Source organism: Microbulbifer maximicatervae (SeqCode) (assembly GCF_052466985.1).
This window is the reverse complement of sequence record NZ_CP174298.1, coordinates 241265-264600: the sequence shown is the minus strand read 5'-3', so window position 1 is coordinate 264600 and position 23336 is coordinate 241265. Positions and strand designations below refer to the sequence as shown.

20 protein-coding genes are annotated in these 23336 nt (G+C 51.1%); 7 read left to right on the top strand and 13 right to left on the bottom strand.

The annotated features are described in order from the left end of the window. Positions 1 to 15: 15 nt before the first annotated feature. Positions 16 to 1113 (bottom strand): glycosyltransferase, encoded by a 1098-nt coding sequence (locus ACJJI3_RS01155; RefSeq protein ID WP_444941200.1) that lies wholly within the window; start codon positions 1111 to 1113, stop codon positions 16 to 18. 170 nt (positions 1114 to 1283) lie between these two features. On the opposite strand from ACJJI3_RS01155, the gene ACJJI3_RS01150 reads away from it, so the two are divergent. Both ACJJI3_RS01150 and ACJJI3_RS01145 read left to right on the top strand, forming a co-directional pair. Continuing rightward, on the top strand, positions 1284 to 2174 hold the full coding sequence (locus ACJJI3_RS01150) for a TraB/GumN family protein (RefSeq protein WP_444941199.1): 891 nt from the start codon (positions 1284 to 1286) through the stop codon (positions 2172 to 2174). A 135-nt stretch (positions 2175 to 2309) separates the two neighbouring features. Next, complete coding sequence (locus tag ACJJI3_RS01145) at positions 2310 to 3584, top strand: OprO/OprP family phosphate-selective porin (protein WP_444911172.1); 1275 nt, start codon at positions 2310 to 2312, stop codon at positions 3582 to 3584. A gap of 53 nt (positions 3585 to 3637) precedes the next feature. Here the strand turns inward: ACJJI3_RS01145 and ACJJI3_RS01140 are convergent, their stop codons facing one another. Further along, on the bottom strand, positions 3638 to 7195 hold the full coding sequence (locus tag ACJJI3_RS01140) for an indolepyruvate ferredoxin oxidoreductase family protein (RefSeq protein WP_444941198.1): 3558 nt from the start codon (positions 7193 to 7195) through the stop codon (positions 3638 to 3640). Positions 7196 to 7472: 277 nt separating this feature from the next. On the opposite strand from ACJJI3_RS01140, the gene ACJJI3_RS01135 reads away from it, so the two are divergent. Then, positions 7473 to 7943, top strand: coding sequence for an Lrp/AsnC family transcriptional regulator (locus tag ACJJI3_RS01135; RefSeq protein WP_020413378.1), 471 nt, complete (start codon positions 7473 to 7475; stop codon positions 7941 to 7943). Between the two features lie 63 nt (positions 7944 to 8006). Here the strand turns inward: ACJJI3_RS01135 and ACJJI3_RS01130 are convergent, their stop codons facing one another. Next, complete coding sequence (locus ACJJI3_RS01130) at positions 8007 to 8522, bottom strand: shikimate kinase (protein ID WP_444907744.1); 516 nt, start codon at positions 8520 to 8522, stop codon at positions 8007 to 8009. Between the two features lie 19 nt (positions 8523 to 8541). Continuing rightward, on the bottom strand, positions 8542 to 9264 hold the full coding sequence (locus tag ACJJI3_RS01125) for an acyltransferase (protein ID WP_444941197.1): 723 nt from the start codon (positions 9262 to 9264) through the stop codon (positions 8542 to 8544). A gap of 116 nt (positions 9265 to 9380) precedes the next feature. Here ACJJI3_RS01125 and ACJJI3_RS01120 point away from each other — a divergent pair, with 116 nt between their 5' ends. Then, entirely contained in the window at positions 9381 to 9998 is a 618-nt protein-coding gene (locus ACJJI3_RS01120) for a class I SAM-dependent methyltransferase (protein WP_282932028.1), read from the top strand. Here the strand turns inward: ACJJI3_RS01120 and ACJJI3_RS01115 are convergent. The 8 genes from ACJJI3_RS01115 to ACJJI3_RS01080 all read right to left on the bottom strand — a co-directional run bounded on the left by ACJJI3_RS01115 (position 9927) and on the right by ACJJI3_RS01080 (position 18966). Further along, entirely contained in the window at positions 9927 to 11039 is a 1113-nt protein-coding gene (locus ACJJI3_RS01115; protein WP_444941196.1) for a prenyltransferase/squalene oxidase repeat-containing protein, read from the bottom strand. The genes ACJJI3_RS01120 and ACJJI3_RS01115 overlap by 72 nt on opposite strands. Further along, entirely contained in the window at positions 11036 to 11797 is a 762-nt protein-coding gene (locus tag ACJJI3_RS01110; RefSeq protein WP_444941195.1) for a class I SAM-dependent methyltransferase, read from the bottom strand. The genes ACJJI3_RS01115 and ACJJI3_RS01110 overlap by 4 nt, the downstream gene beginning before the upstream one ends. Further along, positions 11797 to 13173, bottom strand: coding sequence for a glycosyltransferase family 4 protein (locus ACJJI3_RS01105; protein WP_444941194.1), 1377 nt, complete (start codon positions 13171 to 13173; stop codon positions 11797 to 11799). Before ACJJI3_RS01105 ends, ACJJI3_RS01110 begins: the two co-directional genes overlap by 1 nt. A 462-nt stretch (positions 13174 to 13635) precedes the next feature. Beyond that, the gene (locus tag ACJJI3_RS01100; RefSeq protein WP_444941193.1) at positions 13636 to 15021 is read right to left on the bottom strand and encodes a glutamine synthetase family protein; all 1386 of its coding nucleotides are present in this window, start codon (positions 15019 to 15021) and stop codon (positions 13636 to 13638) included. A gap of 116 nt (positions 15022 to 15137) precedes the next feature. Then, positions 15138 to 16487 carry an aspartate aminotransferase family protein gene (locus ACJJI3_RS01095; RefSeq protein WP_444941192.1) on the bottom strand — a complete coding sequence of 450 codons (1350 nt, stop codon included), beginning with the start codon at positions 16485 to 16487 and terminating at the stop codon, positions 15138 to 15140. Between the two features lie 210 nt (positions 16488 to 16697). Next, positions 16698 to 17363 carry a GntR family transcriptional regulator gene (locus tag ACJJI3_RS01090; protein WP_444941191.1) on the bottom strand — a complete coding sequence of 222 codons (666 nt, stop codon included), beginning with the start codon at positions 17361 to 17363 and terminating at the stop codon, positions 16698 to 16700. 2 nt (positions 17364 to 17365) lie between these two features. Next, positions 17366 to 18469, bottom strand: coding sequence for a hypothetical protein (locus ACJJI3_RS01085; protein ID WP_444941190.1), 1104 nt, complete (start codon positions 18467 to 18469; stop codon positions 17366 to 17368). Positions 18470 to 18525: 56 nt separating this feature from the next. Next, positions 18526 to 18966, bottom strand: a complete 441-nt coding sequence (locus tag ACJJI3_RS01080) for a VOC family protein (RefSeq protein WP_444941189.1) — start codon at positions 18964 to 18966, stop codon at positions 18526 to 18528. A 75-nt stretch (positions 18967 to 19041) separates the two neighbouring features. Between ACJJI3_RS01080 and ACJJI3_RS01075 the strand changes: the two genes are divergently transcribed. Beyond that, positions 19042 to 20208 (top strand): aminotransferase class V-fold PLP-dependent enzyme, encoded by a 1167-nt coding sequence (locus tag ACJJI3_RS01075; RefSeq protein WP_444941188.1) that lies wholly within the window; start codon positions 19042 to 19044, stop codon positions 20206 to 20208. Positions 20209 to 20369: 161 nt separating this feature from the next. Next, positions 20370 to 21080: an SIMPL domain-containing protein gene (locus ACJJI3_RS01070; RefSeq protein ID WP_282932019.1), complete on the top strand. Its 711-nt coding sequence runs from the start codon at positions 20370 to 20372 to the stop codon at positions 21078 to 21080. 184 nt (positions 21081 to 21264) lie between these two features. Here ACJJI3_RS01070 and ACJJI3_RS01065 read toward each other — a convergent pair whose 3' ends face one another. After that, a complete protein-coding gene (locus ACJJI3_RS01065) occupies positions 21265 to 22629 on the bottom strand; it encodes a metal-dependent hydrolase family protein (protein ID WP_444941187.1) in 1365 nt (454 codons plus the stop codon). A gap of 90 nt (positions 22630 to 22719) precedes the next feature. Between ACJJI3_RS01065 and ACJJI3_RS01060 the strand changes: the two genes are divergently transcribed. Beyond that, positions 22720 to 23331 carry a glutathione S-transferase family protein gene (locus tag ACJJI3_RS01060; protein WP_444941186.1) on the top strand — a complete coding sequence of 204 codons (612 nt, stop codon included), beginning with the start codon at positions 22720 to 22722 and terminating at the stop codon, positions 23329 to 23331. The last annotated feature ends 5 nt before the right edge of the window (positions 23332 to 23336 follow it).

The window sequence follows — 23336 nt, the reverse complement described above, 5'->3', positions numbered from 1 at the left end:
AAGATTGCTTTTAATTTAATTAAGCAAGCTCTGAAAAAAGTCTATGGTTTTTCCAGCTGAAACTGCATAGCTAAACTCTTGTGGATTCGGGTTATTTGGCTTGCTCACCAAATTCAAACTCGCTTCCATTAAAGATTTCAGATCACCTTTCTCCACCAGCCCTTCAGGAAAATGTTTCTGCAAAACCTCCCCCGTACAACCTTCGGAATAAGCAATTACCGGGCGCCCCATCGCCAATGCCTCCTTGGAATACTTTGCGTTCCCGTCTTTCTCGCTGGCGAGTTGAAAAACCAGCTGAGAAGTTGCGTACAGTTCACGCATATCACGGCGTTCACCGAGGAATGTAACCTTACTACCGAGATCCAAATCTTGTGCGAGCCCTTCAAGTTTTTTCAGATAACGTAAATTATCTTCAGCCAAAGCTCCTATAATCACTCCGTGAAAATCATCGCTTTGTGCCGCCGCCTGGGCCAACAGGTGTAAAAACTCCTCCTGGCCCCCACTTGCAGAGATCTCTCCCGGCATTAACCACCAGTTTTTCCCTTCCAGCTGGGGATAACTATTTAAAAGCTTCAGTTGCCACTGGCTCGCTACCGGTTTTTCACGATCAAACTCGCGAATATTGATACCGTGATAAATAACCTCTATCGAGTCTTCTGCAATTTTGGGGGAGAACTTCTTCAGGTTCTCTGCAACCCCTCGGGAGCTTGCGATAATTCCATCTCCTGACAGCATACCTTTATTAAAATAACTGTCGGGGAAATCTTGATCCACGAGGGGCACCAGCTTAGGGCGACTTGTAGCTGACTCACTCTTTAAGGCGCGCCAAGCTAGAAAAGCCGTTGAGCGACCATAGGTATGGACAATATCCGGTTGCAACCTTGCGAGAATCTTACGCAGGCGGGATTTGTGCCGCAAAGACCAAATTGACTCACTGATTTTTGGAAAGCTAATAAAGTCACTACCGTGCAAACGAAACCGCGCCTCCAATGGTCCACCAGTAGAAATTACCAGGGATTCGTGGCCTTTTTTGACCAGTTCATTTGCAAACTCAAGCGCAAGAGTTGCTGTGATCCCAGGCTCTAGACTGGGCAAAAACTGTACAACTTTCAATTTGACTTCCGTGAAACAGACCAAAAGGTCTATTTTGACTTCCAATAAGATAATTTCCCAGTAAATCATCACTAATTTACAAGTCAGTGACTTGATGCCTAAAAGCCCCTCTGGTACCTGAAGGTGTTAGTGATAGTATTTGCAAAGGCAAATTACTCAGGGACCCGACAATGCTTCAGCGACAAATAAGTTACTTTCTCGCCTTTACACTGCTTCTACTAACAATAGGAGCTTCAGCCGCTGAGAGCGATAAAGGCATTTTCTGGAAAGCAACTAAAGATGATAAAACCGTTTACTTATTAGGCTCGGTTCACTTGGCAACTGAGGACTTTTACCCTCTTAGACCAAAAATTGAACAGGCCTACTCCAATAGTGATGCCATTGCCGTCGAGGCTGACATTCTCGCTGCAGAAGGCGACAGCCTGTTACAGCAGCGAATCATGATGGAGTCTATCTACCAAGGTGAACGAACTTTAAAAGACGAACTTCCACCCGCGATATACAGCCAACTGAAGTCGTGGATGCACAAGCGTAGTATGCCCGAGGCTATGTTTATCCGGCAGCGTCCCGCCATAGCCATGATCTCTATGAGTATGATTGAGATGCAGGCCCACGGCCTCAACCCAGAACTAGGCATTGATAGGCACTTTTTACAAAAAGCAAAAAAGGATGGGAAATCCGTTCTGGAGCTAGAAGGTGTCTTGCAACAATTCAAGATGTTAAATGACCTGGACAACCCTGCGCTCCTCTTCCAGCAAACCCTTGAGCAAATTGGGGATATTTCAACCTTTTTACCCAAACTTACCAGTGCATGGAAGCGAGGAGATGAAGAAGCTTTGAATCGCCTTATTATCCTCGACGGCCTAACTGAAAACCCTGAATATAAGCCGCTCTATGACACACTTTTTTTTAATCGCAATGAAAGGATGGCTGAGAAAATTGCCCTTAAGGGGCCAAACTACCAGTCTCTGTTTGTCATTGTCGGCGCTGGCCACTTGGTGGGCGAACGCAGTGTTATCGAGTTTCTAGGCGACACTGGTTACAAATTAGAACGCCTTTAATCAACTGTCCAGTAACCCCCGGCGCAGATTTTCTGCGCCGTCCCATCCCCCCTCCCCGTCCAAAGTCTTTTCTATTGCTAAACTCGAATAGCACTTTTCCCGTGACCAATGACAACTCTCAACTAGAGGCGTCCGATGAAATGCTGGGGAGCATACTGTGCCATATCAATTCTTTTATTTAGCTTCCCGGCTATTGCTGATGAAGCCGAGACAAAAGGCGGACTGAAAATTGTCTCTGACGATGGGGATTTCTCCGCACAACTCGGCGGAAGGATTCACTTCGATACATACATTTTTGACAAAGACCTAGAAGATCCGGTCAATACAACCGACTTCCGTCGGGTTAGATTGACAATGAGGGGCAAAATCTGGGAGTGGGAATACAAACTTCAGAGAGACTTTGCCACCAGTGGAACCGCAGGGTTGCGTGACGTTTATTTAAGTACAAAGTTCTATACAGGAAAGTTGACTATTGGCAATTTCAAACCCAGTCGATCAATGAGTCAACTAACCAGCTCAAACGACCTCGTACTTATGGAGCGAGCATTTACCAGCTCTGCAGGTATTTACGACGGACGAGGCTACTTACAGGGGATCAAATGGGATAAACAATGGTGCTGCCATACCTTCGGTTTTACCCTGTTCAACTTGCGAAACCCCGGTGACCCACGCAATTCGGGGTTTGGCGCCGCAACTCGATTAACCTGGGCTCCAATCAGCGACTCCATATCAACCGTTCACCTGGGCGTATCCCGTAGTTACGAAAAAGCTAACCAAGATACACCTGATATTATTGCTGAGGTCGCCTATGCGGGCCGGCGAGGGCCAGAGCAACTTATAGCCATCTCACCTGGTGGATCAATTAATTTTTTTGGCGATTTTGGTGACGATGAATTTTTTCTCGGCGACGGTGGGGGGCGGGTCAATATTACCGGTTTCGAGCTGGCTGCAACCTACGGTCCCTTATTTGGTCAGGCGGAATACGCCTACGGGCACTTTTCAGGAAAAATATATCTCTCAGAATTGGTCTATGAAGAGTTTTTCGGTTTGCCTCCGAATTTTTTCTGTGATCCTATCACCGGGTGCTTTATTGGCGGACAGGATGTCCACTCCTGGTACATTTTGGGAAGCTGGGCAATTACCGGGCAGCACAAGCCATATGACGACAAGAAAGGGGTTTTTAAGTCAATTAAACCATCCCCCCCAGAAGGCGCATGGGAAGTTGCCGCAAGATACCAAACCATCGAAAATCGCGATTTCCACCAGCTTCGAGCAAGTAACCTTACGTTAGGGGTAAACTATTACTTCAACCCCAAAGTTCGGGTGATGATGAACATCACCCTAGGCGACAACGATTTTACTGGAGACAAAACCAACCAATTCGCCATACGACTACAAGGGGTTTGGTAGGGGATTATAAAGTGGCTCAAGACAGTCCTTGAGCCACTTTACCAAACGGGCAATTAACCTACTTGCTGTGCCTTAGCTGGGTCAAAAACCTCAACCTCCGCTGATAGTTTTATATCCCGAACCGGGTTTTCAAATCGATTTAATGCGATATTTCGCTGTTCTTTCGCTTTCTCAATATTGGCCTCCTTCACCGGGCCGTAGCCCCGGATGATATCCGGGTATTGAAGTAGCTCAACAGCAGCAGCGTGATTCTGCGAATTTAATTGGCCCAGAACTTTCTTAACCAATTCTTCATATTCGCTAATCAGTGCCCTCTCCATTTTTCGCTCAGCTGTATAGCCAAAAATATCAAGCGCCGATCCGCGCAAGAACTTCAGCTTCGCCAAAACACCAAATGCCTTGTACATCCAACCGCCAAATTTCATTTTGCGGGGACGCCCCAAGCCTTTATCGAAGCGCGCCAATAACGGGGGAGCCAAATTGAACTCCAGGGTAAAGTCACCACTGAAGTTCTCTTTTAGCGATTCGATAAAGCGGCTATCGGTGTATAAGCGGGCCACCTCGTACTCATCCTTATAGGCAAGCAACTTTGCATAATTGCGCGCAACCACCTCAGCCAACTGCACGTTCCCGGGCACTTTTAAGATCTCAGCAGATTTCACCGTATCGACCAAACTGCGGTAACGCTCGGCGAGGTCCGCATTTTGATAACCGGTGAGGTGCCCCACCCGGTGAGCCACGATCGCTTCAAGAGTTTGTGGTACTTCTACTGCAACTTTTTCGTGGGTTAACAGTTTGTCCAGAGCGTTGCGATTTTCTGCCGCCAACCGCCCTGCAGCAAATCCCTGCAGATTACCTTCCACAGCGACACCGTTTAAGCGGATCGCTTCCAGTAGGGAGGCTTCAGTTAGCGGAATCAACCCTTTCTGCCAGGCGTAGCCGAGCATAAAAATGTTGGCGGCGAGCGTATCACCCAGAGCTGCTTTGGTCAGGCGATGCGCTTCTACAGAGCTGAGCTCATTAACCGCGCCACTCACCGTATCCAATACCGCTTGCGGTGAATGGACATCCTCACGCCCGAGAACCGTTGCCGCCGTTGGGCTCAAGTGGGTATTCACTACCGCGCGACTGTGCGATTTATCCAGTTTAACCAAACAAGCTGCTACATTGCCGGCTGCAATCAGATCGCAGGCCATTAGGGCATCGGCACGACCGTCGGAAATACGTACCGCCTGCAAAGCCTCGGGCGCAGCCGCAAAGCGAATATGGGAGTAAACCGCACCGCCCTTCTGAGCCAATCCGGTCTGATCAAGGGTGCTGCACGCTTTGTCCTCGATATGTGCCGCCATCGCTAGCAAGGCGCCAATGGTCACTACACCCGTACCGCCAACGCCGGTAACCAGGAAGTTATACGGCTGCTGTAAGCCCGGAAGCTGTGGCGAGGGCAGCTTGGCCGCTTCAGTTCGCAACACGTCACCTACCCCGGCGCCCTTGGCAATATTGCCACCCTTCACAGTGACAAATGAGGGGCAGAAGCCGTTAACGCAGGACATATCCTGGTTGCAGCCGGTTTGGTTCACCCTGCGTTTATCTCCCAGCGCCGTTTCCACTTTCTCAACAGCGATACAGCTCGACTGCTGGACGCAGTCCCCACAGCCTTCACACACCAGCTCGTTGATAAAGGGGCGCCCCTCGGCTTTAGGCAGTAGCCCGCGCTTGCGCTTGCGGCGCAGTTCGGTGGCACAGGTCTGGTCGTAAATAATAACGGTACAACCTTCAACCTCACGCAGCTCATCCATTACAACGGGCAAGTAATCCCGGTGATGAATTTCAACTTCACTAGGGAAGGACAGTGCACCCTTGTATTTATCCGGGTTATCCATCACCAGGACAACTTTCTGCACCCCTTCCGCCAAAACTTGGCGACAGATCATATCCGGAGCCAACTCACCATCGTGGGGCTGGCCGCCGGTCATGGCGACTGCATCGTTAAACAGGATCTTGTAAGTGATATTGACCTTGGCAGCCACGGAAGCGCGAATCGCCAAAATACCGGAGTGGAAATAGGTACCATCACCCAGGTTTACAAAGACATGCTTTTCACTGGTAAACGGCGCCTGCCCTACCCAGTTGACCCCTTCGGCACCCATTTGGGTGAAGGTATAAGTCTCCCTATCCAACCACTGAGCCATATAGTGACAACCAATACCTGCTAAGGCTCTGCTTCCTTCTGGCACCTTGGTGGAACGGTTGTGGGGGCAGCCGGCACAGAACATGGGCAAGCGAGACACACTTGAGCCCGTCTGCTGGGAAATACGTTCAGCCAGGGCATTGAGGCGCATCAAGCGGTGCTTGCCGCCTTCATCCAACTTGTCCTCACCCAAAACAAAACCCAATACCTGGGCAATAATCGCTGGCGACAGCTCGCCATAAGCGGGCATCAGCGGCTGATCACTATCGTCCACTTTACCGAGAATACGCGGGAAATTTGGGTCCTTCACGTGGACGTTGTACAGCTCTTCTTTCAGCTGTACTTCCATCAAACTGCGTTTTTCCTCAAGCACCAGCAACGTGTCCAAGCCACGAGCAAACTCCTGGATACCCGGTACATCCAACGGGTAAGTCATACCCACTTTAAGAATTCGGATACCGAGCTGCTTGGCCTTCTGCTCATCGATACCCATGTCTTCGAAGGCCTGCATCAAGTCCAGATGGGCCTTACCGGTGGTGACGATGCCGAGGCTCGCCTCAGGATTTTCCAGTACAACCTTGTTGAGCTTATTGGCGCGGGCAAAAGCCAGCGCAGCAGGGCGCTTGTAGCGCCACAGGCGCTCTTCCTGCTCGAGAGGGTTATCCTGCTTGCGAATATTCAGGCCGCCCTCGGGACGTTCAATATCCGGGTAGTGGAATTTGACCCGCTCAGGTTCCACTTCCACGGTCGCAGAGCTATCCATATTTTCCGCCAGGGTGATCATTGCCACCCAGCAGCCGCTAAAGCGAGACAGCTCCAGCCCGTAGTGACCATAATCCAACACTTCCTGCACGGTGGCGGGGTTAAGTACTGGAATATGCATATCCACAAAGGCAAATTCAGACTGCCCTGGATAGGAGGATGACTTACAACCGTGGTCATCGCCAGCAACGATCAGTGCGCCACCTTTGGGAGAGGAGCCAGCGGCGTTGGCATGGCGAAATGCATCGCAGGAGCGATCGACACCCGGTGTCTTGCCGTACCAAATCCCGCAGACGCCATCCACTTCTGCGCCCTGGAACAAGCCCACCTGCTGGGACCCCCAAACTGCCGTAGCCGCCAACTCTTCATTGACGCCAGGCTGGAAACGGATGTTGTACTCTCCCAGCAGTTTTTTCGCCCTGGATAACTGCAGGTCGTAGCCACCCAAGGGCGACCCACGATAACCGGAGATAAACGTCGCGGTATTGAGGCCGCGATCCCGGTCCATTCGCATCTGGTCTATGGGTAAGCGCACAAGGGCCTGGATACCTGAAAGGAGCACACGGCCCTTGAGCATGGTGTAGCGGTCGTCCAATGAAACCTGTTTTTTTACTTGGGAATCCGCCGTACTTTGAGGACTGGTTACTTTTTCAGTCATACACCTACTTCCGGTTAATTATTCTTCTCGAAACCCGGTTCGAGTTATTAGTCATTATTCTTCCGAATAGTCCGTTTTCTGTGGTCAGATGCGCCTGTTTTTATATTTGCCGCAAAGTCCCAGAGCGGCTGAGGGCACACTGCACCTATCCCGAAACGGTTTAGTCAGGTCATACTAGTTCGTTAAGCGCAATAGAGCATTGCTTTATTCACGCAAATATGCGTAAATTTGTGATGGAAGTTTCGATTTAGATAATTTTTATAGGATAGGAGTCTTTATGAAGCGTTCGACAGACCTGGATGATTTTGACCGTAAGATTCTGCGAGCGCTGCAGGAGAACGCAGATTACTCCATGGCAGAGCTGGGCGACAAAGTCGGTCTTTCGCACACTCCCTGCTGGCGTAGAATCAAGCGGTTGGAAGCCGAAGGTATTATCCGTGGCCGTGTTACCTTGCTGGACCCACGCAAATTGGATCTGGGTGTCACGGTATACTGCTACGTTACCATCCACAATCACGATGAGGAATCCCTGAACAACTTTGAATCAGCAGTTCAGGATGTCCAGGAGGTGGTAGAGTGCTATTCCACCAGCGGAGACAAAGACTATGTCCTGCGCGTTGTAGTGGATAGCGTGGAGCACTATGAGCAATTACTGAAACGCTCCCTGGTACACCTGCCAAACGTGGCCTCAGTCAACTCCACTTTTGCCCTCAAGCAGGTGAAGTACACCACCCAGCTGCCACTTTAAGCCAAAAGTGTGAAAAGTAAAGCCCCTTGCTTTAACGCATGGGGCTTACTGAGAAAATTTCGGTTACTCTGCAAGCTCCCGCAGCGCATTAAGTAAATGATCAAGCGTTTCCTGCAGTGATTTACTGTCACAATCCACCGTTATTTCTGCATATTGCCGGTAAAGGGCCTGTCGCTCTTCAAATAAGTCCGCAAAAGACTGCCCGGGCGCCTTCGCTATGCCACGGCTTTCATAATTGTGGATACGCCGGCGCAGTTCCTCCGCTGAACACTGAAGAAAAACTACCACACCCTGACTGCGTAGATTCGCCATACCCTCATCGCTATAGACTGCGCTTCCGCCAGTGGCAATAACATCACTGGGGAGGGTGGCCTCAGCTAATACCTCCCCTTCAATGGCGCGGAGATTAAGATAGTCACTTTCAGCCATAATTTGCTGCAAAGTCTTGCCCTCTCTGGACTGGATCAGAACATCGGTATCTGTAAACCCCAGTGCCAGCTCCTTTGCCAACAACACCCCCAGCGTACTTTTACCGGCGCCGGGCATTCCAATCAGGACAATACTTTTTCTTTTTTTCATTTTATTAATACTTGCACATTCAATCGCTACGGCGGGGAAAGAATACCGAGCGCAACCAGCCCAATAAGGTGTTCCCACCCAACATCATCTTATCCAATTCATCCAGATTATGCGCTTGGCGAAAGGCATCGGCAAATAATGCCTCGCGGGTAATCATTCGCCGCTTGGGATTAATTGATTTAATGGGTTTTGCCGGATTGCCTGCAACAACCGTATTTGCGGGGACATCCTTGGTGACGATACTGCCGGCTCCCACTACAGAATTATCACCGATAGTGACACCTTTGCAGATGGTTGCACTATCTCCAATCCAAACATTGTTACCCAGGCGCACCGGGGAGGTACAACGGAAGGGCCGCGTGCGATTGTAGAGCCCATGCCAATCAGAATCGGAAATATACACATTGGCTGCGACCATACAGGCATCGCCAATTTCAATAGATTGAGCCGCAGAAATACGTACCCCTGGAGAGATCAATACGAAATCCCCAATAGTAATAAATGCCTCTCCCCCCTTGTGTCCAAAAGTGGTAAAGCGAATACATTTCTCGTTATTGGAGATTAAGTGAGGGTAATTTCCGAGCCGAACATTTCCGCCAAAAACATGGACAGAACCCGGGTCCATAACTTCCGGCTCAACCCCAACCGCATCGAATTGCGGCAGAAGGAAATACTCTGTTCGCCATTTGCGCCAACGCAGCTGCAGTCGCTTGAGCCAATAGGGCCTGTGATCCTTACGCATATTTTAATTTCTACTTATATTCTCTGGGACTTTCGGAGCCTTGAGTAAAAACCCAATTGCTTTTGTATTAGCGGCAGTTTAGTGTTTCGGCCACGAAAAATAGCAAGCGTTTACCCATGTCCCTAAATCTACCTATTGATATTCGAGCAATTAAAGGTTTCCTCGCTGCCCATGAAGGGGAAGCTCTCTACCACCTGGCAGCTGAAGCCAGCTCACTGGGTCCCTGTCTTGAAGTGGGCAGCTACTGCGGCAAATCATCAATTTACCTGGCCAGTGCCTGTAAGCTGACCGATAACGTCCTGTTCGCCGTAGACCACCATCGTGGATCTGAAGAGCACCAGCCAGGAGAGGAGTATCACGATCCCGAACTGTTTGATGGCCAAGCCAATTTAATGGACAGTTTTCGCACTTTCCGCGCGAATATTCGCGCGGCTGAATTGGATGACTGGGTTGTTCCCGTCGTCGCCCCCTCCGCAACAGCTGCACGCTGCTGGAATACCCCTTTGGGTCTCGTATTTATTGACGGCGGCCACTCCCTGGAAGCGGCCATGACCGACTATCGCAGCTGGTCCCGCCATATCGTGCCCGGCGGCTACCTGGCTATCCACGACATTTTCCCGGACCCCGCCGATGGCGGCCAGGCGCCCTACGATATTTATAAGCTAGCCCTGGCTTCCGCTCAATTCGAGCTCGTCGAAACTGTCGACACCCTGGGAATCCTGCGCCGTATTTGAGGGCAGGCACACCGATGTAAACAGCTCGCTCGCTGGCGTTAATCCGGCGAGTGCATCGGCAGCCAGAAGCATGGCTCCTACAGTCCAGGTGGTTTTTTCCTCCGGCCAGATGGCCTCATCCCGGTAGACATAACCGGTCCAGTAGCCCCCATCTTTATCCTGCCAGCGGTGCAAGCCGCGATACAAAATTTCCGCCCGCGAACGCTGGCCAGCAGCGATTAGGGACATGGTGAGTTCGCAGGATTCAGCCACCGTCACCCAGGGCTCATCACTAACGCAACGACAACCCAAACCGGCCACGACAAACTCATCCCAGCGCTGCTGAAGACGCAACTGCGCTGCCTCACCAGAAAAGGCACCGGTTAATACGGGATAAAACCAGTCCATTGAAAAGCGCGCCTTGCTTTCCCAGGTGCGATCAAAGCGCTCCGGTTTATTGCGCAGCGCATCGCCCAGAGCTTCCCGGGCAAGTATCCATTGAGGGCGAGCAACCCCTAGCTGGTGGGCAATATTAATTGCGCATTCCAGACTTTTATAGATGGAAGAGCAACCGGTGATCAGGGCATCTTTCATAGGGGCGTCCTCTGAATCTACCGCCCAATGAATTTCGCCAAATTCCGTTTGCAAGCGCAATACAAACTCGATTGCACGCTCCACCATCGGCCAATAGCGCTGTAAAAACAGCGTGTCTCTACTAACCAGAAAGTATTGCCAAATTCCTGTTGCCACATAGGCAACAAAATTGGTTTCACGGCGCTCCCGGTTGTCAATATCGCCATCTTTATAAGCGGCCCACCAGCTGCCGTCTTCCAGCTGAATCTCAGCCAACCAGCAATAAGCATTTTCAGCAGCACTGAACTCTCCGGCAATGGCGAGTCCCATAGCAGCTTCAACATGATCCCAGGGGTCGGCATAGCCCCCTTTAAACCAGGGAATTGAACCATCGGGGAGCTGTTGGGAGAGAATATAGGCGGCGCTATCATGGATAAATCCTTCAGGGAAAAAACCAGAAGCTTTTGCCGGCACAGAAACTTTACTCATGCTTCAGCTCCCTCAGGCAGGGAGAGAGGCGTATCTACTCGTTGTGTCGAACCAGCAGGTTTCACAAAATAGAGAGCGATACTTTTTCCCAACAGCGGGTTCAATAGTTTTTCGAGAATCCGGGTAAAGGCTGGTTTCTTCATCAGATCCCACACCAACAGGCGATGATAGGCAGAGACCAAACGGGAATCGGGCTTGTCCCAAAACAAACACTTTAACCACCAGTAAGGTGCATGTAACGCATGGGCCTTATGCCGGGCAAAATAATGGTGTCCCAGTTTTTCAATATCCTCTCGCAGCTCGCGCTCGCGGAATATTCGGATATGCCCACCCTCAACCTGGTGGTATTCATCGCTGAGTTTCCAGCACACCCACTCGGGAAAAAATGACGGTACTGTCGCGGCAAAAATACCAGAGGGCTTTAATACCCGGTTAATCTCAGCCAGGACAGACTTGTAATCGGGGATATGCTCAAGTACCTCTGAGCAGATAACCACATCAAAACTCCCATCGGCAAATGGTAGTTGCAGGCCATTGGCAACTCCGAACTGCAAGCGACCCTTTGAATGCTCGGGAGAGCGGAAAGGTTCCGCTCGCTCACTGGCAGTGCGCACATCATCAAAACACAGGTCAATGCCGTAAACATCAACCTCATCGGTGATCATCAAGTGGATGGAATGGCGCCCTTCACCGCACCCCAAGTCGAGGACTTTTTGGCCAGGGCGAAGATTTAAATGCTGCGGATCTACAGTAATCATCAAGCCGCCTCCGCACTGCGCATATTCGGAGTTTCTATTTCATGACTACTGGGCTGTTCCGCCAATGTATGTCCGAGAATTTCCCGGTAATATTTCACCAAACTCTCTGCAGCGATTTTCCAGGAAAATTTATTTTCAATGCGCTGGCGACCTTTCTCACTGAGTTCTATTCGCAGCGCTTCGCTGGATAAAACCTGGCGCAGGGCATTGGCCAAAGCTTCGTGATTTCCTGCAGGGACCACGATTCCTGCATCCCCAACCACCTCAGGCAAAGCACCCCCGTCACTGGATACTACCGGAGCACCACATGCCATTGCCTCTCCGGCAGGTAAACCAAATCCTTCGTAGAGCGATGGGCAAACTACCGCTGTAGTCTTGCGGTAATTATCGACCAGTTCTTCGTTAGAAATACCGGAGACAAACTGAACCCTATCCTGAAGATCCAGATCGTGAAGCAAGCGTTCCGTGGCGCCACCTTCGCGTAATTTGCCAACCACCAACAACTCTATGTTTTCATATTCCTGGCGCAATTCCGCCAACGCCTGTAATAAAAAGCGCAGACCTTTGAGGGGCTGGTCTGCCGATGCGGTGGTCATAATTCGCAGAGGCAAGCGCTTATTTTCTGCCCCTGGATTGAATAATTCGGTATCAATACCGTTGTAAATCAGGTGAATCTGCTCGGGAGCTACGCCAAACTGCTCGATAATATCCCGCTCAGATTGCTTGGAAACTGTCACGATATGGCGAAGCTTCCGCGATACTTTAATCTGCATATTCAAAAAATTATGCCAGCGACGTACCAGCAAACGAAAACGCCAATCGGGGGCGGCATCTAATGCCAGTTGGCGATCCCGGGTAATGGGGTGATGAATTGTCGCGACAACAGGCAATCCATTTTTCTCGATATCCAGCAAGCCGTAGCACAGTGATTGGTTATCGTGAACAATGTCGTATTGTTTGCCGTGCTTGCGCAGGTATTTATTTACCCGACGGCCAAAGGTATAAGGCTCGGCAAAACCGCCGGTAAGCTTACTCCACCATTCAAAAAAATCCGCCCACGACAGCAGGTGGCGAGGTTTCAAGGCCCGCGCCGGACGCTCAACTTCATAGAGATTCAACCCTGGCATTTTGATGAGTTTTACGCGCTCATCGAGTTCTGGGTAGGGCTGACCAGAAATAACATCCACGGAGTGACCAGCATCAACCAGTGCTTTACTCAGGTAGCGCAGGTAGATGCCCTGACCACCACTGTGTGGATTGCTGCGATACCCCAAAAGGCATATTTTTAGTGGCTGCGTCTCGCCAGCCGTTGGACCGTCTGCACAATTTCCCAAGGCGGTCATAGTTTCCCCATCTGCAATATTCTTATACCCCATAACATTATCCGCTCTCGCACAGACATTCTGCGAATGCCAACGTCTAAGAGCCGACCGTCTGGGGTGTCTCGCTGGTAAAGCGGAAGAATACACTGGCGGAGAAATGACTGCTAGGCGGAAGCGGTCCACACTCTTGGTATCCTGGCCCAAGGATGTGTGCTCGCAAGCCAAAATAGCAACAAAAGCCCAGCAACCGCACACCGTGTCATTCGATACACTCAAGCCATGGCGACTTTAAAAGAAGGGATTAATACGAACAGGAAGTGGAAATAAGTCAATCGAGAATAAAAAAATGCCCGCCAAAAGACGGGCCAGATTTCTCGAACACACTTTCAGGAGGAGAGTTTCAAGCACATTACGCACTTAAATTTAGGTATAGCAGAGGAAATACCCCCACTAACTCTCCTGTCGTGAAAGCCGTTCACTAAAACGGCAATCGGCGCTAAAGCACACCGCCAATCTTTATACCCGATGCAGATAACTCTGGTATTCAACATCGGTAACGCGAGCAGCTATCTCTGCTTGCTCCTGTCTTTTCAACAGAGAGAACAATTCCACAAAGCGCGGATCAAGATACTCGCGCCACAAAGGGCTCTGCTCAAAGCGCTCCAGTGCACCACTCCAGGTATTGATCAACTTCTCACTCTCCACCTGATAGGCATCGCCTTCCACGGGTGCAGGCGCTTCCATCTGATTCTCAATGCCATGACACACACCAGTGAGAATCGCAGCTAACACCAGATAGGGGTTTACATCCGCCCCGGCAATACGGTGCTCGATACGCCGCGCCACAGGATCACTGGCGGGCACTCGCAAAGTTGTAGTGCGATTATCGTAGCCCCAGCAGAGATTCAGCGGTGCGTGAGAACTCTCCTGGAAGCGGCGATAGGAGTTGCTGTGAGGTGCGAAAAACGCCATCGCATCGTTGGCAGTCGCCAACATTCCTGCTGCGGCATAACGCAGTAAATCGGAGCCAGTGTCAGAACCGTCATCAAAAACGTTCTTCCCATTGGCGTCGATCAAACTCATATGCACGTGCATTCCGTTACCCGCCTGATCCCCGAAAGGCTTGGCCATGGTACTCACGCGGAAGCCGTGACTGCGCGCCACCCCTTTTAACAAGCGCTTAAACAGTAATGTTTGGTCGGCCACTTTAACGGGATCGGCACTGTGCAACAGGTTGATTTCAAACTGTCCCGGCGCACACTCCGACAATACTGAATCTGCGGGAATACCCTGTGCCTCGCAGGCAGCTCGCACATCGGCAAAGAAGTGTCGCTGTGCATTGAGCTCGGACAGATCGTAAACGTCGGTGGAAGGCACCAGCTCGGCGTCGTTATCACTAACCGGGCGCGGACGCGCCAGATGATCCACCTCATCGCGGAGCAGATAGAATTCCAGCTCGGTCGCACACACGGCCGTATAACCCAGTTTGCCGAGACGCTCTACCACACGTTGCAACTGGCTGCGGGGATCGGCATAGAGAGAGGAGCCATCTGCCTCATGCAACTGCATATGCAGCTGGGCGGTGGACTCGCGATGCCAGGGCGCCAGGCTAATAGGCGAAACCGGCAGACAAACGCCATCGCTGTCTCCACTGGCAAATACCAGCGGACTGTCTTCGATATCCCGCCCCCAGATGTCGAGACAGACCGCGCTACGCGGCATTTGCAGACTGCCCTTGAGCAATTTCTCCGCAGCTTCTGCCGGCAACCACTTCCCTCGCGGCACGCCATTGATATCGAACATAAAGCCTTCGATCCACTTTAGGTCCGAGTGCTCTGCCAGGAATTTTTGCGACTGCTCCAGCAGATCGGGCTGGGCAGTGAATTCTTTTTCTTGAGACATAAGGTGCCTGGGGTGATCCAATCTAAACGCAGAGACGGCCCGGCATCCCTTTTCCATTCAAATCATGAAAAACGGGGTATCAGACCGCCTCTGCAACAGAGTATCTTGCCGCTATGTTACGCCAGTGCTTTAGCAGTGTCGTCCAGGGCGCGGTGCGCTTTTTCTACTAGCTCATCGACCTGTTCAGTGGACATAATCAGCGGTGGTGCGATAACCATGGCATCGCCAACGGCGCGCATCACTAAACCGTGCTTGATACTCAGGTCACGACATACCGCACCAGCGGTGCAGTCATCATCAAAACGAGCGCGGCTAGCCTTATCTTTTACCAGCTCCAAGGCACCGACCATACCCAAACTGCGGGTTTCGCCAACGATCGGATGCTCCGCCAGTTCAGCCCAGCGCTTGGACAGGTAGGGGCCGGTTACATCGCGGACATTCTCGATAATCTTCTCGTTGCGCAGAATATTGATAGTTGCCAGACCTGCCATACAGGCAGCCGGATGCGCGGAGTAGGTGTAACCGTGGGTAAACTCGCCACCTTTGGTTTTGATCACCTCAGCGACACGATCACTCACCATGGTACCGCCCAGGGGGAAGTAACCGTTGGTTACTGCTTTGGCGAAAGTCATCAGGTCGGGCTTCATGCCGTAATAGTCGGCACCGAACCACTCACCGGTACGACCGAAACCAAAAATCACTTCATCCATCACCAGCAGAATGTCGTACTGGTCCAGCACCTTCTTGACTTCCGGCCAGTAGGTTTCCGGCGGGATAATTACGCCACCAGCCCCCTGGATTGGCTCAGCGATAAACGCCGCAACATTATCCGGGCCCAGCTCCTGAATTTTCTCATCCAGGCTGCGAGCCGCTTGGATACCAAACTCCTCCGGAGACATATCGCCGCCCTCACCAAACCAGTAGGGCTGCTGTACGTACTCAATGTAGTCGAGCGGCTGGAATTGCTTGTGCATACCGCTCATACCACCCAGGCTGGCACCGGCAATGGTAGAGCCGTGATAGCCATTCTTACGGGAAATAACGATGCGCTTCTCCGGCTTTTCCTGGATATCCCAGAAACGGCGGATGAGGCGCAGGTTAGTATCATTTGCCTCGGAACCGGAACCCGTGAAGAACACATTGTTCATATGCGCCGGGGTCACTTCAGCCAGGGCGTCGGCCAGTTCAATCGAGGGCACCGTAGTGCACTGGAAGAAGCTGTTATAGAAAGGCAGGGTATTCAGCTGCTCGTAGATCGCATTGCTGATTTCTTTGCGGCTGTAGCCGAGGTTGCAACACCAGAGGCCTGACATACCATCAAGCATTTTGTTGCCATCAATATCGGTGATGTAAGCGCCCTCGGCGCTGGTAATCACACGGGTCCCCTGCTGGCCCAAGTCATGGAAGTCAGTAAATGGGTGTAGCAGGTGCTCACGGTCGTGTTGCTGCAGCTCAGTCTTGTTCATATTTCTCTCCTGGCTTTCACAGGCCTTGCTCAGCGCCCACCAATCGGGCTCAAAAGGCCAAATCGTTACCACTAATTTGTGATCACATTCTAGTGGGGCCATCGACAGAAGCGCAAGGTCTATCTGCCCTTACCGAAAACATAAGGTCGAATTGCGCCAGTGCGAGGAGAAAAAGTGGAAACTAAATGGTCAACTGGGGGGGAGGAGCCGCTACAGCAGCTCCTCTGCAGAGATAGAGCCGAGCCCCTCTTCAATATCCTGCTGAATGGCTTTGCGCACCTTCAACTCATCTTTACTGGCAATGGCTTCAAGCAGATCCTGATGCCGATCCGGCAACTCCTGCACGCCAAAGCGCTGGAAAACCAGATGCTGGAGTGGAGCAGTCTGTAGCCACAGGCTCTCGATCAGGGACAGGATGATATGGGGCTGCCCCAGGCGATAAAGGGTAAAGTGAAATTCCAGGTTGGTGGTTACATAGCGCTCGATGTCTTTCTGGGAGAGAGCTTCAGTTACACGCTCATCCAACTCCCGAAGTTGCGCTAATTCAACATCCCCCACCAATGGCAGTGCCTGTTCAGCGGCCTGACACTCCAGGGCCACGCGAGCGGCACAAATCTCTGCCAGTTTTTCCGGGGTCATTGTCGGCACCCTGACCCGGCGGGTATCTGACAGCTCAAGGGCCCGCTCCGAGGTCAGGCGACGCAACGCTTCGCGAACCGGCATTGGACTGCAATTAAGCTCCGAGGCCAGGCCCCGAATAGTAATCGCCCTACCCGGCAAAAACTTTCCCCGCAGAATGGCATCCCGCACCTGAAAATAAACCCTCTCCTGAGTTGTGCGGTACTCTTCCTGGGGACTGTTAAATTCCTGCACCATACCTATGCTGCCCTGACCTGCTCCAACATATGAGGGACATCCTCCGCACCCACCTCAATTAGATGTTCAGTTGCCCGGCCACTTTGCCAAATTTCATAAAAATCATCTGCCACCCGGCGACTGAGATCAACCACCCGCCCCCAGTACTTCAAACGGTCTTCACGGTCGAGCTTGTAGAAATCATTGCGGTCTGGAATTTTGCCATAGGGCAAGGAGGCAACGAATTTGGGCGAAGGAGCCACAACCAGAGTGGATTGCATGGCATCTCCGCGAACCCGTCGCCAGGAGAGCCCTTTATCAAACCAGCCGGGCACCATATAGTGGAAAAAGTGCGGGTAGAGCACTAGGCCCTGGGGGTGGCGGAAGCGCAGATCAAAGTGGTAATCGGTGATACCGCCATCGCGATAATTACCCTGTGGAGCTCCCTCCGGTGTCTGCACCCCTGTCATAACCAAAGGGATACAGCCACTGGCCAGTACAGCAGCACAGGTATTCTGCTCGGTCAGCGGAATATTTTCGGTGCTCAGGTTCTGGAAGTGAATGCCTGCCGACTCTTGCGAATGAAAAACCACCCGCTCCCAAAAAGCGCTCAGGCTGTTGCGGGATACAGCATTTGCCAGTGCCGAGGCGAGTAATGCCGGCGCCAACAGTGCCTTGTTTTCACTGGCCAGTGGCCCCCTGCCCCTGACCGCCACAAAGTGGCTGTGCCAAATGGGATTTTCCACTACCTCGCGAGCACCTTCAGCACCCAACACTGCCTGTAGCATCTTGCGACCGCCGGCAGTAATCTCCTCAGGGGAAGGTTTGTCTGAATAGGTTTGGTAAATGTAGTGATGCTCTAATCGCTCAAGTGCTGACAGCGGCTCTGCCATTGCGTAACACATGTTGCGAAAACTACCGATAGATGATCCCAAGGTGACAATTGGTTCGCTCCGCCCGTTGAAGAACTCCCCCATCAATACCCGATCCAACTGGCTAATCACCAGCCACTTGGGACCGCCGGAAGCGCCGACCAGCGTCGAAAATTGCCTCTGGGACAATCCCTCTTCACGTATGCGCCGCGCAGCCGTCTCTCCGGCCAGTAGAATACAACTGGTATTTTTCACTCACTTTCTCTTTTTCTTGGCCGTCAGAATTTATCTCAGGTTTCAACTATCCCGGACTACCACTCACCCTGATTTTCCATAGACATCCAGGGCTCCTGTGGTGGGAGAGGCTCTCCACTTTGCAGCAACTCAATGGAAATCCCATCTGGGGAGCGAAGAAATGCCATATGGCCGTCTCTCGGGGGTCTATTGATAACCACTCCCTGATCCATCATGCGTTGGCACACCTCGTAAATATCATTTACCCGATATGCCAGGTGTCCGAAGTTCCGCCCGCCAGTGTAGCTTTCCGGGTCCCAATTGTAAGTGAGTTCCAGTGTCGGGGCCTTATTCTCCCTGGCCGCTTCAAGATCCTCGGGGGCTGCGAGATACACTAGGGTGAAACGCCCTTTATCATAATCATTTCGACTAACGACCTGCAGGCCCAGCTTTTCACAGTAAAACGCCAGAGATTCATCCAGATTGGTTACGCGAACCATGGTATGTAAGTACTTCACCCTCTACTCCTTCTTGTTGCCAAGCTCTACAATCAGCCCATAACAAATAAATCGGCTTTTTAAAGCTAAACGCATATGTATAAAAAATTCTATCGCGAGTTCCTTCAGGCGCCCAGTGGCAGTCCCTCTTCCATGCTGCACATGGCTTGCCACTCCCACCACTACTGGCCCGATGTTACCCTTGATGCAGTACAGCAGTACTGGCGCGATTCAGCACTTCTGGCCGATGAAAAATGGGGGCCAATTTTTGAGGAGAAGATACCCTCATGGCAAGCGGCGATCGCAAAATCCCTCAACCTACCCAGGGCAGACTTGATCGCTATAGCCCCAAATACCCATGAACTAGTGTATCGGCTACTGAGTTCATTCGATCCCAGTAAACCATTGCGCATTCTCACTACAGACGGAGAGTTCTACAGTTTTACTCGCCAATTACAACGTCTGGAAGAGCTTCCTCAAGTAGAGGTAACGAGAGTTGCTAAAGAACCCTACGCCACCCTGGCAGAGAGATTTGAGACCGAGCTACATAAAAATGAATACCATCTGGCCTATGCCAGCCTGGTATTTTTTGACTCCGGTGTGGTATTTCCTCGGCTGCTGGAGGTTGCGGCACAGAAACCGCATGACACACAATTCGTTATCGACGGATATCACGGTTTTTTTGCTCGCCCAATCGATCTTTCAACCGTTGCAGACAAGGTTTTTTTTACAGCAGGATCATACAAGTACCTAGGCGCCGGCGAAGGCCTGTGCTTTATGACAATTCCTGCGAACTGTACACTGCGCCCTGTAAATACCGGCTGGTTCGCAGAAATGGCTGAGCTGGAGAATCGCTCGGGAGAAGTCGGATATAGCGACAATTGGCTGCGCTTTGCCGGGGCGACCATGGACTATTCAACACTCTACAAAGCCCTGGCTATTTTCGATTTATTCCATCGCGAAGGCATTACCATCGAGAAAATACACAGCTATGTTCTCAATGCGCAAACCCGATTCCTGAATAGCATGGATAACTCAGACCATTCCATCTTGAATCGCAACAACTTGATTTGTCATGATCTGGAAGAAGGTCACGGCCACTTTTTCACATTTAACTGCTCACAACCAGAAATCTCACAGAGGGTTCAGGAAGAACTCAAGGCTCGAGCAGTTCTGTGTGATCGCCGACAACAGTTTCTCAGGCTGGGATTCGCCATCTATCACGATAAGGATGAAACTTACCAGCAGGTTTTTAACTCTTAAAGCTTCAGGGCTAAGAGGACAGAGTGATTTTTACCACCGCCGCTAGAGCATATTTAACACCTAAAAGGCACACCGGCTCAGCTGCGGTTCAGAATTCAATCTATAAAATAATGGCGCCATTTTCGTCGCAACAATCAGCACTCAATGGATAAGGAAGCGTTATGAAAGCAGTAAAAATTTCAGTAATTTCCCTTCTCGCCCTGCTCGCCACCGCCTGTGGTAACGAGCGGGCTCCAGAAGACCGGGGGACCATGGTATCCATCGCTGCACGGGGGGAGGCAAGCCAGGTTCCTGATATCGCAAAAATTTCTGTCGGAGTGGTAACCGAGTCAGAGGACAGCAAACAGGCAATGCGCGATAACGCCAATCAGATGGAGTCTTTAATGGCCGCCATCAAAAAATCGGGTATCAACAAGAAAGATATTCAAACCACAGGCGTTAACCTGTCTCCGCGCTACCAGTACCAGCAAAACAAAAAACCCCGAATCACTGGTTACACCGCGCGAAATACCGTCAGCGTGAAGGTTCGCAAATTGGATGAACTCGGCAAGGTCTTGGACAATCTTACTGCCGCTGGCGCCAACCAGATCAACGGTCCGAGCTTCGAAATTGGTGAACCTGCTCCAGTTCAAGCCAAAGCCCGGGAAAAAGCCCTTGAAGACGCCCAGGAACGTGCAGAAATGTACGCCAAAGCGCTGGGTACAAAAGTGCGTCGCATTGTCAGTATTTCAGAAAATGGCAACGGCGGTATGCCACGCCCCATGATGTTCGCTGAAAAGGCCAGGATGGCAGACAGCGCTTCCACCCCTATATCGCCGGGAGAAACCACTCTTACCGTCAATCTGGATCTGGTATATGAACTCGAAGACTAATACGGAGCAATAGCTACTCACATACGAAGGCAGGAAGGATACACGGCGCTTGGGGCCATTCGGAACTTGAATATATTCACAGTGCATTTCGATTCTTCCCTGCTGCCCCGTAATAGCTAATGTCTTGTCAGCAGTGAAACAGCACCAACAGCCTTGCTGTTTCACTGCCGTTCTTCCCTACTGGCTAACCGCTAATATCTTGCTCAAGAAACACATCGTTTGGCAGCTCGCTGGATTCTTTGTAAATAACGCCTTCTTTCATTACAAACAGAACCCGTTGCATTTCCGAAATATCTTCCAAGGGATTTCCAGCCACAGCAATAATATCAGCTATCTTGCCCTCGCTAATGCTACCCAGCTCATCCTGTACTTGCAGTAGTTGGGCCGCGTTCCAAGTCGCTGAACGCAGTGCATCGGCCGGGCTCATTCCACCCTGCACCATCAATAAGAATTCACGGGCATTATCGCCATGACGGGTAACACCGGTATCGGTTCCAAATGCAATTTTTACTCCGCGCTTGTGAGCGCGACTAAAAGTGTCCTGCATTAAAGGCCCCATTGTCGCAGCTTTCGGGCGCACCAGGTCCGGCAGGAAGCCTTCGATCGCCGATTTTTCTGTCACCCACTCGCCAGCCATTAGAGTCGGCACAAACCAGGTGTTGTTACGGCGCATCAGGTCCATCACTTCATTATCCATATAGGTGCCGTGTTCAATGGAGTCCACTCCAGCGCGAATTGCGCGAATCATTCCCTCCTTACCGTGGGCATGTACTGCAACTGTGAAACCATAGTCCTTAGCAGCCTCAACAATTGCCTCCAGCTCATCCTGCATAAATTGAGGGTTCTGGCCGCTCTTTGCCACACTCAAGACCCCACCAGTCGCTGTGATCTTGATCAGATCAGCGCCGTCCTTATAGCGCTGACGAATCGCTTTGCGCGCGCTGATAGGCCCATCAATAACACCATCCACCGGACCAGGGTTCCCCATCAAGTCCTGCCTGAGCCCATTAGTGGGGTCAGCGTGCCCACCGGTAGTTGCGATTGTCTTTGCCGCCGTATAAATACGCGGACCTTCCACCAGGCCTTTGTTGATTGCATTACGTAAACTCACAGTCACATTGTCGTGATCACCAAGATTTCGAATCGTGGTAAATCCAGCCTGCAGAGTGCGATGAGCAGCATCCACGCCGCGCAAGGTAAAATCGGCAGTATTCCAACTGAAAGACTCCATATAAGCACGCGGCCCAAACTCGTAAGTGAGATGGCTGTGCATATCCATCAAACCCGGTAATACCGTATATTCTCTCAAGTCGACCAAGCGCTCTCGATCGCGCTTGGCAAACCCTTTCTGCACGGACTCAACCCGTCCATCGACAATATGAATGGTGCGGTCTTCCAATAATTTTCCATTACTGCTATCAAATAATTTGCCAGCGTAAATTGCGGTGCTCTCCGCCCCAGCCTGTAAACTAAAAAGCCCGGCAAATACCGACAAAGCCACGGCGGCTGCGCGGTTGACAAAGTAGCTTCGGTTGGTCTTTGTTGTCATTGTCGTCCCCAGTAGATCTCTTTTAGATTCTTAACGTCCTTTACCAAGATCGCACAATCTACGCAATTACCCAGGCGAGAGGAAGCCTCTATGAAAATCTATGAGTTCTCAGCAGCACCAAACTGTCGACGTGTTCGCATGTTTATGGCAGAAAAGGGGTTAGATGCAGAATATGTCGGAATAGATATTACAAAAGGGGAAAATCTTAGCTCAGAGTTTCGAAGCAAAGATATCAATAAAAAAGTACCCGTAATGGAGCTGGATGACGGCACTTACATTGCGGAATCAGTGGCCATTCAGCGTTATTTTGAGGAGCTACACCCAGAGCCACCACTCTTCGGCCGCACCCCCAAGGAAAAAGCACTGGTGGAAATGTGGAATCGCCGTGCCGACTTTAACCTTATGTTTCCTGTCGGGATGTGTTTCCAGCACGTTTCCGGTTTCTTTAAGGATCGGATGAATGTTTACCCCGAATTTGGTGAGGATTCAGGCAAACGAGCCCTGAAGTTTATGGATACCCTCGACAATCACTTTTCAGACCATGAATACCTGGTTGGTGACTATTTTTCAGTGGCCGATATCAGCATGGTTTGCGGACTGGATTTCGGCAAAGTTCAAAACCTTCGACCCGATCCGTCCAAGCACTCTCACCTAATCAGGTGGCGTGAACAACTTAAAGAGCGCCCCAGTTTTAAAGCTTAAACCCT

What these genes read in the sequence shown, in the direction of transcription:
- ACJJI3_RS01150 (WP_444941199.1), top strand. Translation starts at nt 1,284, where the DNA reads ATGCTTCAGCGACAAATAAGTTACTTTCTCGCCTTTACACTGCTTCTA.
- ACJJI3_RS01145 (WP_444911172.1), top strand. Translation starts at nt 2,310, where the DNA reads ATGAAATGCTGGGGAGCATACTGTGCCATATCAATTCTTTTATTTAGC.
- ACJJI3_RS01140 (WP_444941198.1), bottom strand. Translation starts at nt 7,195, where the DNA reads ATGACTGAAAAAGTAACCAGTCCTCAAAGTACGGCGGATTCCCAAGTA.
- ACJJI3_RS01135 (WP_020413378.1), top strand. Translation starts at nt 7,473, where the DNA reads ATGAAGCGTTCGACAGACCTGGATGATTTTGACCGTAAGATTCTGCGA.
- ACJJI3_RS01130 (WP_444907744.1), bottom strand. Translation starts at nt 8,522, where the DNA reads ATGAAAAAAAGAAAAAGTATTGTCCTGATTGGAATGCCCGGCGCCGGT.
- ACJJI3_RS01125 (WP_444941197.1), bottom strand. Translation starts at nt 9,264, where the DNA reads ATGCGTAAGGATCACAGGCCCTATTGGCTCAAGCGACTGCAGCTGCGT.
- ACJJI3_RS01120 (WP_282932028.1), top strand. Translation starts at nt 9,381, where the DNA reads ATGTCCCTAAATCTACCTATTGATATTCGAGCAATTAAAGGTTTCCTC.
- ACJJI3_RS01115 (WP_444941196.1), bottom strand. Translation starts at nt 11,039, where the DNA reads ATGAGTAAAGTTTCTGTGCCGGCAAAAGCTTCTGGTTTTTTCCCTGAA.
- ACJJI3_RS01110 (WP_444941195.1), bottom strand. Translation starts at nt 11,797, where the DNA reads ATGATTACTGTAGATCCGCAGCATTTAAATCTTCGCCCTGGCCAAAAA.
- ACJJI3_RS01105 (WP_444941194.1), bottom strand. Translation starts at nt 13,173, where the DNA reads ATGGGGTATAAGAATATTGCAGATGGGGAAACTATGACCGCCTTGGGA.
- ACJJI3_RS01100 (WP_444941193.1), bottom strand. Translation starts at nt 15,021, where the DNA reads ATGTCTCAAGAAAAAGAATTCACTGCCCAGCCCGATCTGCTGGAGCAG.
- ACJJI3_RS01095 (WP_444941192.1), bottom strand. Translation starts at nt 16,487, where the DNA reads ATGAACAAGACTGAGCTGCAGCAACACGACCGTGAGCACCTGCTACAC.
- ACJJI3_RS01090 (WP_444941191.1), bottom strand. Translation starts at nt 17,363, where the DNA reads ATGGTGCAGGAATTTAACAGTCCCCAGGAAGAGTACCGCACAACTCAG.
- ACJJI3_RS01075 (WP_444941188.1), top strand. Translation starts at nt 19,042, where the DNA reads ATGTATAAAAAATTCTATCGCGAGTTCCTTCAGGCGCCCAGTGGCAGT.
- ACJJI3_RS01070 (WP_282932019.1), top strand. Translation starts at nt 20,370, where the DNA reads ATGAAAGCAGTAAAAATTTCAGTAATTTCCCTTCTCGCCCTGCTCGCC.
- ACJJI3_RS01065 (WP_444941187.1), bottom strand. Translation starts at nt 22,629, where the DNA reads ATGACAACAAAGACCAACCGAAGCTACTTTGTCAACCGCGCAGCCGCC.
- ACJJI3_RS01060 (WP_444941186.1), top strand. Translation starts at nt 22,720, where the DNA reads ATGAAAATCTATGAGTTCTCAGCAGCACCAAACTGTCGACGTGTTCGC.